Source organism: Psychrobacter immobilis, assembly GCF_904846065.1.
In the GTDB taxonomy this organism is placed as follows: domain Bacteria; phylum Pseudomonadota; class Gammaproteobacteria; order Pseudomonadales; family Moraxellaceae; genus Psychrobacter; species Psychrobacter immobilis_H.
In genome coordinates this window covers 2,650,843-2,665,122 of record NZ_CAJGZV010000001.1, presented here as the reverse complement: position 1 = coordinate 2,665,122, position 14,280 = coordinate 2,650,843, and the positions used below count along the sequence as shown (strand labels likewise).

12 protein-coding genes are annotated in these 14,280 nt (G+C 43.0%); 11 read left to right on the top strand and 1 reads right to left on the bottom strand.

Annotated features, from left to right (window positions below):
- Positions 1–14: 14 nt before the first annotated feature.
- The 10 genes from JMW64_RS11055 (at position 15) to lpxC (ending at position 12,363) form a co-directional block, all read left to right on the top strand.
- A complete protein-coding gene (locus JMW64_RS11055) occupies positions 15–1,013 on the top strand; it encodes a hypothetical protein (RefSeq protein ID WP_201554711.1) in 999 nt (332 codons plus the stop codon).
- A 61-nt stretch (positions 1,014–1,074) separates the two neighbouring features.
- Entirely contained in the window at positions 1,075–1,797 is a 723-nt protein-coding gene (pyrE, locus tag JMW64_RS11050) for an orotate phosphoribosyltransferase (RefSeq protein ID WP_201554709.1), read from the top strand.
- Positions 1,798–1,855: 58 nt separating this feature from the next.
- Complete coding sequence (gshB, locus tag JMW64_RS11045; RefSeq protein WP_201554708.1) at positions 1,856–2,839, top strand: glutathione synthase; 984 nt, start codon at positions 1,856–1,858, stop codon at positions 2,837–2,839.
- A gap of 338 nt (positions 2,840–3,177) precedes the next feature.
- Positions 3,178–4,263, top strand: a complete 1,086-nt coding sequence (murG, locus tag JMW64_RS11040) for an undecaprenyldiphospho-muramoylpentapeptide beta-N-acetylglucosaminyltransferase (RefSeq protein ID WP_201554707.1) — start codon at positions 3,178–3,180, stop codon at positions 4,261–4,263.
- A gap of 83 nt (positions 4,264–4,346) precedes the next feature.
- Positions 4,347–5,786 (top strand): UDP-N-acetylmuramate--L-alanine ligase, encoded by a 1,440-nt coding sequence (murC, locus tag JMW64_RS11035; protein ID WP_193008561.1) that lies wholly within the window; start codon positions 4,347–4,349, stop codon positions 5,784–5,786.
- 26 nt (positions 5,787–5,812) lie between these two features.
- A complete protein-coding gene (locus JMW64_RS11030; protein WP_201554706.1) occupies positions 5,813–6,820 on the top strand; it encodes a D-alanine--D-alanine ligase in 1,008 nt (335 codons plus the stop codon).
- Between the two features lie 561 nt (positions 6,821–7,381).
- Positions 7,382–8,176, top strand: a complete 795-nt coding sequence (locus JMW64_RS11025) for a cell division protein FtsQ/DivIB (RefSeq protein ID WP_201554705.1) — start codon at positions 7,382–7,384, stop codon at positions 8,174–8,176.
- A gap of 163 nt (positions 8,177–8,339) precedes the next feature.
- A complete protein-coding gene (gene ftsA, locus JMW64_RS11020) occupies positions 8,340–9,632 on the top strand; it encodes a cell division protein FtsA (protein ID WP_198329470.1) in 1,293 nt (430 codons plus the stop codon).
- A 235-nt stretch (positions 9,633–9,867) separates the two neighbouring features.
- Positions 9,868–11,073, top strand: a complete 1,206-nt coding sequence (gene ftsZ / locus JMW64_RS11015; RefSeq protein ID WP_201554704.1) for a cell division protein FtsZ — start codon at positions 9,868–9,870, stop codon at positions 11,071–11,073.
- A gap of 372 nt (positions 11,074–11,445) precedes the next feature.
- Positions 11,446–12,363 carry a UDP-3-O-acyl-N-acetylglucosamine deacetylase gene (gene lpxC / locus JMW64_RS11010; RefSeq protein WP_201554702.1) on the top strand — a complete coding sequence of 306 codons (918 nt, stop codon included), beginning with the start codon at positions 11,446–11,448 and terminating at the stop codon, positions 12,361–12,363.
- A gap of 298 nt (positions 12,364–12,661) precedes the next feature.
- On the opposite strand, the gene JMW64_RS11005 is transcribed toward lpxC, so the two are convergent.
- Positions 12,662–13,177, bottom strand: coding sequence for a hypothetical protein (locus JMW64_RS11005; protein ID WP_201554700.1), 516 nt, complete (start codon positions 13,175–13,177; stop codon positions 12,662–12,664).
- Positions 13,178–13,440: 263 nt separating this feature from the next.
- Between JMW64_RS11005 and JMW64_RS11000 the strand changes: the two genes are divergently transcribed.
- Positions 13,441–14,169: a CHAP domain-containing protein gene (locus JMW64_RS11000; protein ID WP_045444182.1), complete on the top strand. Its 729-nt coding sequence runs from the start codon at positions 13,441–13,443 to the stop codon at positions 14,167–14,169.
- Positions 14,170–14,280 lie beyond the last annotated feature (111 nt).

The following is a 14,280-nucleotide window of genomic DNA, read 5'->3' as shown; positions in this document are numbered from 1 at the left end:
CCTATGGAGATTTCATGACCCAGCCTTCTACTTCTGACACTCATTTACCCAGTGCTGATCTTACAGCAGCAGGCGGTACAATTTCAGAAGGCAATGCTGAGCAGTCGTCTATCTTGCCAGATAGTACTCAACCTGCGATTGTACATCCTAATTTTGACCCGAGTCGCTTGGCACTTGATCCTGCCAGACCCTTGAGCGATATTCCAGAGCCTGCTAGGCGCTTAAATGGTCAATTGCAACGACTTTATGGTCGCTCTGCGCGTTTTTATCAGCCTAAAGAACACAGCTTGTCAAAATGGTCGCTGATTGCTTCAGAAGTACTGGGCGAGCATCTTTCATTATTGCGGGCGGCAGAGCTTGTCGAGTTTCCAGACAGCTTTTATCACAATCACAGCGCGCAACCATTATTATCATCATTAAGTGGTATGACTTTGCTCGACATGGCTGATATTCAGCAGGCGCTTCGTGCTTATCCAAAACTGCATCGTTACGGTTTTGCACTGAATGGCTCTTCTGTAAGTACCGATACGAGCGTTAGTAGTAATGCTAAAAACAAACAGACTTCTTTCCGTGCATTGACCAAACGTTATAACCCAGATGAGTTGCTCAACAGTGTTTACGCCGAAGATTGGCAGGTGGTGTTGCAGCCGCAGCAATTTGAGACAGGCGAGGGCAGTTTGGCTACTGACATTATGGCGTGTAGCGTCGCTGTCCATGCATTGAGGCAGTGCGAGACACGCAAAAGTATCAATCACCGCTATAGCGCCGCGCAAATCTGTCAGCACATACGCAGTTATCTGCTGAGTCAAATCATTTGTGAGCCATCGCAGCGTCATGCATACCGTCAAATACGCATTTTCACAGGACATGTTATTGTTGCCGCGTATCATTTAGGTTGGGAGATACAAGTGAGCGATGACGGTCAGTGTTATTTTAATCTCTCATCGCGCAGTGGCCTATTGATTCGTTATCCTAACATGCAGGATTACGACATCAATGGTTGGTCAAGCTGATCAATAATGCGTACAATAACGCCAATTTTTTGCTCTTCTTTTTGTCAATAGGAATGCTTCCATGCTTAATGCCTCAATACCTAATGCGCAACACCCTTCTTTCTCCTCACACCAATTTATCCAACTGGCTTTAGACAATCAAGTTCTCAAATTTGGCGAGTTTGTCCTCAAGTCTGGTCGCATCAGTCCGTATTTTTTTAATGCAGGCTTGCTGGCGTCGGGTGAGATGTTGTCGTTGCTCGCGTGTGGTTATGCTGATGCCTTGGCTGAGCAAGTGGCTGCTAGTCATAACGGTACAGATGAGCAGGAGCTGGTGATCTTTGGGGCAGCGTATAAGGGTATTCCTTTTGTGGCAGCAACTGCGCAAGCCTTATGGATTCATCATGGTATCAATGCTAAGTGGGGCTATAATCGTAAAGAAGCCAAAACTCATGGCGAAGGTGGCAACTTAGTAGGCGCTGACGTTAGTGGTAAAGCAGTCTGGGTACTCGATGATGTCATTACCGCTGGTACGGCGATGCGCGAAGTGGTTGAGATTTTAGAGCAAGCAGGCGCTAGCGTTGCTGGTATTATCGTTGCCCTTGACCGTAAAGAAAAAGGTCAGGCTGAGCATTCTGCTATTCAAGAGTTGGCGTCGACATTAGAGGTACCAGTGCGCGCACTTGTCGATATCGATGATTTAATCAGTTATTTGGCAGATGACCATGGCGTACAAAGCGGTCAGCATAAAGACGCGACCCAACTTGCCAAGATGCAACATTATCGCGCGCAGTACGGCGTATAGTTGGGCACTGAGTTCGAAGCTGTTCTACATTAATAATATAACGTAAGTGAGCTTTATCATGAGCCAAGAAAATCAAAAAAAATCGTTAAACATACTCGTTATTATGGATCCTATCGAGCAGGTTAATTATAAAAAAGACACGACCCTTGCGATGATGTGGTCGGCACAAGACCGTGGGCACAGCCTTGGCTATTGTCAGATTCATGACTTGTGGTTGGATCGTGGGCAACTGATGGTTGATACGCAGTCAGTGACCGTCAAGCGTGATCCTGAAGATTTTTATACACTAGGGGATAAAGCGACAGCGCCAATCAGCGACTATGACGTGGTGTTGATGCGTAAAGATCCGCCGTTTGACATGCGTTTTATTTATGCCACTTATATGCTTGATCATGCCAAAGCTGCTGGTGTGCTAGTGGTCAATGACCCACAAGCGATACGTGATTGTAATGAAAAGCTATTTGCCACGTGGTTTAGCGATTATATGAGCCCAACGATTGTGACCAGTAAACAGGCGCATATTCGCAAGTTTATCGCTGAGCAGCAAGACGTCATTGTTAAGCCATTAGATGGTATGGGCGGTACGGGGATTTTCCGTTTGACCGCAGATAGTCCAAATATCGGCGTCACGCTTGAGATTTTAACTGAGCTTGAAACCTTGCCGATTATGGCACAGCGTTATTTACCAGAGATCAAAGAAGGCGATAAGCGCGTGTTGATCGTTGATGGTGAAGTGGTCGATTATAGCTTGGCGCGTATTCCCACCAAAGGCGAGACCCGTGGTAATCTTGCTGCGGGTGGTAGCGGTGTTGCGATGCCGCTCACCGATGTCGAACGTCAAGTGGCAGAAGTCGTGGCACCTATTGTTAAAGAAAAAGGTCTCATGTTCGTCGGGCTCGACTTAATCGGCGGTCGTATTACCGAGATTAATGTCACCAGCCCAACGTGTGTACGTGAGATTGATGATCAATGCGGTACAGATATTGCAACGGACTTTATCATTGCCATTGAGAATAAATTAGCAGTTTGCGCAACGCTGTAAGGATAGAGTGATTTATCACTAAGCTATGCGCACAATACTTGAAAAACAGTGTGCTAAGATAGATTGATAAACAGCATCTTTTCATAGCGCATAAAAAGGCGATAAAACGTCATTTATAAACGATGCTTTTATGATTTTTCGATAGCATTTATAAAAACCAAGTCGTGATTGCTCGCGGCTTGGATTTTTGTTATTGACAGTGCATAAAGTGCTACATATCAGCCAACGATTTACACTATACTATGCGAGATTTTATAGGGTCATTATTGGCTGATGACTAAGATGATCATAGGATAATAAGTCCTTCATATAAATAAAGAAAAGATAGGCAGGCGTTCATGAAAGCACCGCATATATTAATGATGGCCGCGGGTACTGGCGGGCATGTGTTCCCAGCGCTGGCAGTGGCTGAGGAATTGACTCAGCGTGGTGCGGTTATTCATTGGCTAGGAACGCCAAATGGTATGGAAAATGGCTTGGTTGCACCGACTGGTTATCCTTTTCATGCGATTGAGATGCAGGGTTTACGCGGTAAAGGAATCGGGCGTTTATTGAAGTTGCCAGTGACTTTATTATCAGCGACGATGGCAGTTATAAAGGTGATTCGTAGTAATCAAATTGACATAGTTGTCGGTTTCGGTGGTTATGTGACAGCGCCTGGCGGCATCGCTGCACGTCTGACCAATACGCCTCTGATTATCCATGAACAAAATGCCATTGCAGGCATGAGTAATCGCTACCTATCCAAGATTGCAACCAAGGTACTGCAAGCATTTGAGGATACCTTTGCCAATAGTGCACAGGATGCTAAGCTTGAAACGGTGGGTAACCCAGTACGCAATGCTATCACTGGTGTCTCTGAACCAACGGTGCGTTATGATGTTAATGACAACTCACCGCTCAAATTGTTGGTGGTGGGTGGCTCACTTGGTGCACAAGCCTTAAACGACACTGTGCCAAAAGCGCTGGTATTGCTCAATCAGCCTTTTGAAGTGCGTCACCAATGCGGGCGTAACAATGAGGCTGCCACACAAGCGGCTTACGATGAGCAAGACTTGAGTATGCACAAGTTTGTGGTACAGTCTTTTATCGACGATATGGCCGCCGCTTATAATTGGGCAGATATTATTGTTTGCCGAGCAGGCGCATTGACGGTTACGGAAATCCAGAACGTTGGTATTGCCGCAATTTTTGTACCGCTGCCGCATGCGGTAGATGACCATCAGACTGCTAATGCCCGCACTTTAACCTCACACGATGCGGCGATTTTGTTACCGCAGTCTGAGTTGACAGCACAGCGTTTGAGCAATGAGCTTGCTGCCCTTAATCGAGAGAAGTGCCTAGCGATGGCCAAAAAAGGCCATGCCCTTGCCAATCGAAGTGCGAGCCAGCAAGTTGCTGATATTATCTGGCAAACGCTGTAGCCTATATTCTTATAGCTGACTGTTTTTATTACCAATTATTTTGATACACTAAATTTTATTAGCCTTTAATAAAGAGAATCCCTATGTCTAACCCTGCGAAAGCTCTACCTAAGCGTTTGATTGAAATACCAGAAATGCGTCGTATTCAGCATTTGCATTTTGTCGGTATTGGTGGGTCGGGGATGTGCGGTATCGCGGAGGTGATGAACAATCAAGGTTATCAAGTAAGTGGTTCTGATATTGCTGAGAGCTTAGTGACCAAACGTTTGGCGCAGATTGGTATTGATATTGCGATCGGTCATGACTCCAAAAATATTGCCAATGCTGATGTCATCGTTGTATCGTCAGCAATTGATCGCAGCAACCCTGAAGTTAAGGCGGCATTAGAAGCGCGTTTGCCAGTGGTACGCCGTGCCGATATGCTGGGCGAGTTGATGCGTTATCGTCACGGTATCGCTGTTGCTGGCGCTCATGGCAAAACTACGACGACCAGTTTGTTGACTACCATGATGGCAGAAGGGCAACTCGATCCTACCTACGTGATCGGCGGTAAGCTGAATGCATCTGGTAAAAATGCTGCGCTAGGTAGCAGTCGTTTCTTGGTGGCAGAAGCCGATGAATCTGATGCGTCGTTTTTATCGTTACATCCGATGGCCGCGATTGTCACCAATATCGATCAAGACCATATGGAAACGTATGAGAATAGTTTTGATAAACTAAAAGCCGCTTATATTCAGTTTTTACAAAACATGCCATTCTACGGTTTGGCGGTAGTCTGCGGTGACGATCCAGAATTGTATGCCATGATTGATGATATAGGTCGTCCCGTACTGACCTTTGGACTTGAGCCTTTTAACGACGTTCAAGCCATCGACTTGGTGACGGAAGGCACGAAAACTCACTTCACGGTACTGCGCCGTGACCGTGAACCTTTACGTTTGACCCTCAACATTCCTGGTACTCACAACGTTTACAATGCGCTTGCTGCTATTACCATGGCGACTGATGAAGGGGTGGATGACGAAGCGATCAAACGCGCTCTGCAAAAATTTGAAGGCGTTGGTCGCCGTTTTGAGCAGCATGCCTCTGTCAATCTTGATGATGGTAATGTTTTATTGATTGACGATTATGGTCATCACCCAAAAGAAGTCGATGCGACCATTAAAGCGGCGCGTCAAAGCTTCCCTGAACGTCGTTTGGTAATGATGTTTCAACCGCATCGTTATAGTCGTACCCGTGATTGCTTTGATGATTTTGTTGAAGTACTCTCCAGCGTTGATGAATTATTATTATTAGACGTATATTCAGCAGGTGAAAGCCCAATTACTGGTGCTGATACCAAGTCATTGGCACGTAGTATTCGGTTGCGCGGTGAAGTTGAACCGACGATTATTGACAAGGACAATTTAGCTCCTGTCATGCAGCGTTTATTAAAAGCCAATGACATGCTCATTACTCAAGGTGCAGGTAATGTAGGGCAGATCGCTGTCGACTTGGCTGCCAATAACCTTTACATTAAGTAAGCTAAAAAATTCTAGGAACGATCTTCATGACGACTGATACTAAAGAAAATACCAGCACTCAAAATTCAGATAATTTAGAGAGCAATGATGCCACTCTAAACACGACGACCAGTGATGCAAAAGATGCCAGACAGTTTGGTAAAGTGGCGGTTGTCTACGGCGGCAGTAGCAATGAACGCAGCGTGTCATTAGACAGTGGTGCTGCCGTATTGCAGGCGCTACAAAACCAAGGCGTTGATGCCACTCATTTCGACCCTAAGCATCAAGACATCACAGAGCTACGTGAGTATGACCGCGTGTTCAATGTGTTGCATGGTCGCGGCGGCGAGGATGGTTTGTTGCAAGGTGTGCTGCAATGGTTTGATATTCCGCAGACGGGTTCAGGCATTCTGGCATCAGCGCTGGGTATGGATAAGGTTCGTACCAAGCAATTGTGGCAGGGTTGTGGGTTAGCAACCGCGCCATTTTCATTGTTAACAGCTGAGACTGACTGGCAGCAAGTAGTCAACATGCTAGGTCTACCACTTATTATTAAGCCCGTTCATGAAGGCTCGAGTATTGGTATGACTAAGGTCAACAATCTTGATGAGTTGCCAGCGGCTTATGCAACGGCGGTACAGTGCGGTGATGCGGTCATGGCTGAGCGCTGGATTACCGGTCGCGAGTTCACAATCGTCATTATCGACGATGAAGCCTATCCAGTCATTCGTCTTGAACCTGCTGATATTACCAACTTCTACGATTTTGAGGCCAAATACAATCGTAATGATACCAGTTACTACATTCCCTGTGGTCTGAGCGCTGCTGACGAAAAGCATTTACAAGATCTGAGCCTTGCAGCGTTCCGTGCCGTTGATGCCAAAGGCTGGGGACGCATCGATGCTATGCAAGATGAAGCAGGTCACTTCTGGTTGCTTGAAATCAATACAGTGCCAGGCATGACCAGCCATAGCTTGGTTCCGATGGCAGCCAAGGCTCGAGGCATGGACTTTGATGCATTGTGCTGGCATATTTTAGCGCAGACATTAGAGTGACTGGTATAGCAGTTATTGCTTAAACAGTGATTTAGCAATGCTACTTTTTAATATTGTTCATTCTTTAACATTGCTCATTTTTTAACATTGTTCATAATGCTATTGATATTTATTGAGACAGTTGTCATTGATAGGCTGTCTTAATAAACCAGTGATAAAACTTATGAATTATTAGATTTGAAATTTTATTATAGCCTGAGAATATTACTAGATGAGAACGGATTAATGTATCACTAGAGCTGCTATACCACAGCGTCATGTAAACTTGTGTAAATTCGTTGTCACTAGTAGGGGTTAAGCTATTGTTTAACCATAAAATACGTTAATATTGTAATTATAGGTCTGTTTTAGTGATATTTCTGTTTTCTATGAATCTAGCTCATAAGTTATTCATAAATTAAGAAAAATGTTACGTTTAAATGAGCATAATGTCATCCTATAAATCGTTTTAGTAAAATATTTTGATAATATGTCAACTTAATAGGCTTCTGCAAAAATATGCAGAGTTACATTTATAAATAGCATGATCAGTTTTATGCAAATATAGGGACAAAGGTCGTTATGGCTCAAACTGTCAACGAGGTAACTGACTTGATGAGTGATAAAACCCGTCGCCCAAACTCTAAGTTCCAAGTACCGACTTCGCTCAAATATTTTTTTATGGTATTGGTACTAGGGTTGCTCGTACTGATATTGATAATGGGTGGAAAAGCGTTGCGTGATGCACCGCCAGCTTCTATCCATGTGAATAATCAGGATTTGACAGTTACCCAATATCGCGCATTGCAACAGGTTATGAATCAACAAAAGGTAAGCAGCTTTTTTACCTCTGATTTGCAAGCGTTAAGAGATATTACGACGGGTCTGGCTTGGGTTGATCAGGTCAGTATTTCTCGTGATTGGCAACGGGGCATAGTCGTTACTGCATTACCTAAGCAAGCGGTTGCTAATTTTGGTACAGAGCGTTTGGTGGATGCAAAAGGTGCGGTTTTTGTCCCTGCTGATAGTAAAGATCTGACGCAAGAACGCTTCGCCACCTTACAAGGTGAGATAACGCAAGCCCCAGTTATCATGCAGCAGATGCAGCAAGTTAACGATTGGTATGCGCCACTTGGTATGCAAGTCGAAGATATTATCCTGTCACCAAGAATGACTTGGCTGATTCGTTTTGACAATGGACTGCGTGTGATTGTTGATAACGAGAATACTGCGCAAAAGCTGCTGAGTTTAAGTCAGCTGCTCGGCAATCAGTTAAGTGATCGTCGAGGCGAAATACAGTCTGTAGATTTGCGCTACAAAAATGGTTTTACCATCGCTTGGGATATGGCACAGCCGAAAATCGATGAAGCAAAATAACAATAGATAGCACAAGCAAAAACTGGTTAGCATTTTAGTTTGAGCTATTTTGATAGTTTGTAGCACAGAATATACAACATCATAGCGTGTTGATAACGCTTTTTTTAATGATCTAATGGAGACGTCATTTGGTCTCCTGTTTAGCGATAATTTGTCTGGTACCATGAAAAATACTGAAAATCTGGTTGTTGTCCATCTAAGTGCCACGGCAGTATATGTCGTTATTGGTAACGTTGTCTCTGCAAAAGACATCCGTATTCTGGGCGTGGGACAAGTCAAAAATAGCGATTTTTACCAAGGTCAAATAAAACACCGTGAACGTCTACAAGGTGCTATTAAACAAGCCATTCAAGAAGCAGAAGATACTGCCAATTGCCGCGTGCACAGTGTGTGGTTGACCCTAGCAACACCGGAATTATCGAGCAAAAATAGTGCAGGCGAGGTACGTGTAGAAGATGAGGCGGTACGTGCCAAAGATATGGTGCAGGCGTTGTCTAATGCCAAGTCACGCGATCTATCATCAGACTATTATTTAATGCATTGCTGTCAGCAGGGCATCTATGTTGATGATCAAGATTTCATGGTGGATGATGCGATCGAAATGATGGCGCATAATATTACTGTGATGTATCACATGATGATGATGCCCGTTGCTAGTCGTCAGAATATCCAAAAATTACTGCAAAGCTGTGATGTTGGTATTGACCACATTGTATTTGATGCAGTGACGAGTGCTGAATATAGTTTGATGAGTGACGAGCGTCAGCAAGGGGTTTGTTTGGTAGATATTGGTGCTAGTACGACCAGTATTTGCGTTTATAAAGAAAACAAGCTCATATTTACCCATTGTATCGCGACAGGCAGCCACGAAGTAACGATGGATATCTCAGCTGATTTTGGTATTTCCATGATTGAGGCTGAAAAGCTGAAAAAAACTCATGGTACTGTTGATGTCAATAGTGTCGATCCTAGCTCATTCTTTATCTTTAAACCGCAAGGAACAGGTGACGAGATTAATATTGGTATCTATAATCTAGCCCGTATTATTGAAGCGCGCTATGTACAGATATTTACGGAAGTTGCTCGTCAATTGCATGAGGCTGATCTCATCGGCTATATTGACAAAGGTATCGTACTCACAGGTGGCGGTACGGCGATTAAAGGTATGATACCCTTTACCAAAAAATTGCTCAAAATGCCCGTAGTATTAACCAACACTCATCCTGCTATTAGTGCTCATAATCATTTTGATAATGATGAGTCATTTAAGCAGCTAAACAGTCAAGTAAATGATCGTGCTTATCAAACGGCATTTGGTACACTATTATATAGTCAAAGCGAGCAGTTTCGCCGTAGTGAAAAAAGCGAGCCTGAAGCGATTCAAAAAAATCGAGTCACTGGTGTTTTTCAAAGCGCAGGGCAGCGTTTTGCTAGTGTACTCAAAAAGATATTATAATCTGTTAGCAAAACATACTTATATTAAGCAGCATAAGAGTATGCAGCTATATAATAGGCAAGAATACGAAAAGTAACACCCTGTACCATACTGGCATATTTTGGCTAGCACAATTATCTAAGCCATTGCCCTGTTTTATTTAAATACAATTATATATAGTAAGTCGATAGCGCGCCATATAAGTGTGTTACCAAGTATCGACCATCACGCTATCTGCAACTGGAGAAACCTTTTTATGTCAAAATACACCATGCCAGATGATAACCAGCCTCAAAATAACGGCCAAGCAAGCTTCACTGTATTCGGTGTTGGTGGTGGTGGCGGTAATGCGGTTGAACATATGGTACAACAAGGGATTAGAGGTGTAACGTTCGTCTGTGCTAATACGGATAAACAAGCGCTTGATCGTTTAACTGCACCGCATAAATTGCAACTTGGCGCAAAAACGAATCGCGGTTTGGGCGCAGGGGCGAACCCAGAAGTTGGGCGTGAAGCAGCAGAAAGCGAAGAAGAAGCCATCCGTGCATTACTCGAACATTCAGACATGGTGTTCATTACTGCTGGTATGGGCGGTGGTACGGGTACGGGTGCAGCGCCTGTGGTTGCTCGTATTGCTAAAGAAATGGAAGTGTTGACAGTTGCCGTGGTGACTACGCCATTTAAGTTTGAAGGTGGCAAACGTATCAAGGCTGCTAAAGCTGGTATTGAGCAATTGACTAATTTCGTTGATTCTATCATTACGATTCCGAATGATAAGTTGATGAGTGTCTACGGCAATATCTCTATGCAAGATGCCTTTAAAAAAGCGGATGATGTGTTATTACATGCGGTTCAAGGTATTGCTGAAACTATCGCTAGTGAAGGTATGATCAATATCGACTTTAACGATATCCGCACTGCTATGACTGCCAAAGGTCATGCGATGATGGGTATCGGCCGTGCTAGCGGCGATGATCGTGCGCGTCAAGCAACTGAGAAAGCCATTAGATCACCATTACTTGATGACTTGCGTTTAGAAAATGCAAAAGGTCTGTTGGTTAACGTGATTTCTTCTGAATCACTCTCATTAGATGAGATGAGCAAAATCAGTGTTATTGTCGAAGAAATTACAGATATTGACGATGCACATATTTTCTATGGTTCAGTGATTGATGAAAAAATGGGTGATGACTTACATGTCACTGTTATTGCAACGGGTCTGACGTTAGATGAAAACGCTGGGCAAGAGCCAGAAGTAGTCGAGGCACCAGTTCCTTCTGTCAATAGCACTCAACCTGTTGACCCTAACGTGCATACCAGTGCTTTAAACAGCCAGAAGCAATCGCAAGCTCAGATGTATCAAGAAACGGCTAGTGCTAGCCGTTCAAGCGCGCCTCAAGAGCAGGCGAAAACCAAAACCAATAGCATTCAAGACTATTTAAAACGTCAACAAAATAAATAATATTTTCAGATGCTTGGAATAAAAAAAGCCAGTACTAAGTTGCTGGCTTTTTTGTGCGTATAGAAAATGTCCATATATTAGTAAGCTGATTCAGCTATGAGAGCGCTCTATGTATGAGAATCGCCTCTCAATACGAAAATAATCATTAATAAATAGGCGTATAAAACAATTTATGATTGTAACATTTGGCTGTTATTTCCCTGTGTTAACAGAGGCAGTGTGATCAATAAGACATGAAAACTATCAAAATTTATTGACGATAAGTGTTATCAATCAAGGAGATAAGGAAATTATCGAGTTTTAACTATGGCGAACTAGGGGCGGGTAATGATACACTATGGCAATTGTAACAAAATATGTGAGAAGACAGCCATGAACCAAAGAACCATAAAAACTGCGATTGCTGTTACAGGTATTGGTCTCCATAGTGGTCAGCCTGTTGACTTAGAGTTTCATCCGCAACCTATTGATACGGGTATTGTTTTCGAGCGTTCTGATATCGAAGGCAGTCAGCCGATTCCAGCCAGTGCTTTTTTAGTACAAGATACTATGATGTCGTCAAACCTAGTGTTTGGTGGCACACGTGTGGGGACGGTCGAGCATTTGCTTAGTGCCATTGCAGGACTTGGCGTGGATAACCTTTTAATTCGTGTATCGGCCTCAGAGATACCGATTATGGATGGTAGTGCCGCTCCTTTTGTAGCGTTGCTGCTTGACGCAGGATTCTGCGAGCAAGACGCTTTAAAGAAGTTTATAAAAATCGTCAGACCTGTAAGAGTAAAAGTAGACGATAAATGGGCAGAACTGCGTCCTTATGAAGGGTTTGAGCTAAATTTTGAGATTGATTTTGATCATCCTGCTATCGACAAAGATTTTCAACATGCACAGTTGCAGTTTTCGACGCAAAACTTCATTGAGCAATTGAGTTCAGCCCGTACTTTTGGGTTTTTACGAGATATAGAAGCCTTACGTCAGAATAATTTGGCGTTAGGAGGCAGTATGGATAATGCTATCGTTATTGATGAGGCAAATATTCTTAACGAAGAAGGCTTGCGTTTTAATGATGAGTTCGTTCGCCATAAAATTTTGGATGCTTTAGGTGATTTATATTTGATTGGCTATCCGATTTTGGGTCGCTTTAATGCTTATAAATCTGGTCACGCGTTAAACAATTTATTGGTACGTGAGATACTATCTAACCATAATAATTTTGAAATTGTAACTTTTGATGACAATGTAACGTGCCCAATTCAGTATTTACCTCTCGAAGGTTTGAGTGTTGAAGGATGAATACAGGAATATACACGAAGTATCGAAACATTTACGCAATATTACATAATCCGGCTGTAATTACATTCTAATAATATTCGTTTTTTTGAATGTATTGTTTAGATTATTTTAACAATTCTGCTCTAGAGTAGAGAATATCAAAGTTGTGGATAGTTTTTCAATCATCTGTTGGCGACGTTCATAATGTGAACGGAGCTAGCAGGTGATTTTTTTTGTTTGCACCATTACAAAATCGCAGCGTTATCAACTGGTTTTTACGGTTTTGTTTACACAACTTTACATAGCAACATTAATAATTTCAATGATTTGCCAGACGCAAAAGTGCTTTTTTGAGATTTTCATCAGTGGTGACATGCTCTGCGGCCTGTGATATAGTCCGCTTTGTGTTTTGGCTAAGAGCCTGATTTTCATTGGCTTTACTAGATTTTGACAAAGTTGCTGCTGCTGCTGATAGTTGTTTAGATGAATGATTATCAGCTGAATTTTTAGCTACGACGACGCGAATTTGCTTAAGTTGTTTAAATGTAATTGACTGCTCTGTTAAGACTTGCAAATAAGCGCTCTGCAAATAGCGAATATGATTGGCAGCAGTCATTGAGCCCACACTGAGTATTAATTGCTCAGAGGTGAGGCCTACGATCCAACAGGCATTAAGAATTTCTTCAGGTAGACAATCTACCAATAGCTCTTTTACCTCGTTGGTCGCTTCTATGTATAGCCGCATATTGTCAGCAAGCGTTCGGGGTAGTGCGCTACCAGCAAAAGCTTGATGGTCGATAAGTTGGGCAAGCCGATTTGGCTGTTTTTTTGACATCGTGATGACTCATCTAATAGGTGACAAAATCGATATTCATAATTGACATGCTAAAGGCAATTGATACTGAACGATTTGCGAGACAGTGAACTAAGCGGAATATGGTATTAACAGATAATACCAGCATTAGTCACTACAGAAGAAATAGCGGGCTGTTTTAACAAGGATTTTATCATGTTTTTGTAATGATCATCTCCTCTAAACTAATTGATGCTTTGTCACGGATGACGAGCGGTCTTGTATTAACAATAGGTAGTAAATTTATGAAACAAGCTTTATTAATTTTGTCAGTATTGGGAATGGGTATAGCACAGACAAGTGGTGCTGTCGAAACAACCTTTCAACCAAATAATACCTTGAGTCATACCATCACTAACATCTCTGCTTCTGCGAACTACGGTTCTAGCCGCAATATCTATAGCACTAACAGTGGTGCTCATGTATATAGCAATGATGAGATCAGTCAAGCCATTGATAATTTAAGTGCGCATGCCAAGCAAAAAGAATACCAGCTTGCTTCGCTTACCAGTCGTTTGTCTTATGAGCAGCGTCAGCAGCAATCAAGCCGCGCTCCTGATCGCAATTCTGCTCCTGCTATCGCAGCGGCAAGTGCATCGCGAGTAGCACTGTCTAGAAGCTCTGGCTACTGTGCTCGCTATGTACGTAAAGCGCTACAATCAGCAGGTTACGAATTTACGCCTAACCCTTCAGCTTATCAGTATGCCTCTCGCGGCACACTTGCTCAAGCAGGTTTTACCAAGATCAGTAATGATATGCAGCCACAAGTGGGTGACGTCGTTGTCTATAATCGTACGTCAAACCGTCCACATGGTCATATCCAGATCTTTGATGGTAACGATTGGGTATCTGATTTCCGCCAAAACAGCATTAGCCCATACAGTGGCACTTACAGCTATACGACATGGCGTGATTCGCAATATGTCGATGATGCATCAGACCGTGGTATTTACCTCGCGATGGCTGACAAATAATAGCCAGCTAGATGTAACTTAAGTTAAAAGTTTTCTCCAAATCCAGTAATGCTCTTTATAGCGTTGCTGGTTTTTTTTGCGCTTTGAGTTGTAATGCTTAAGTTAAAAGTA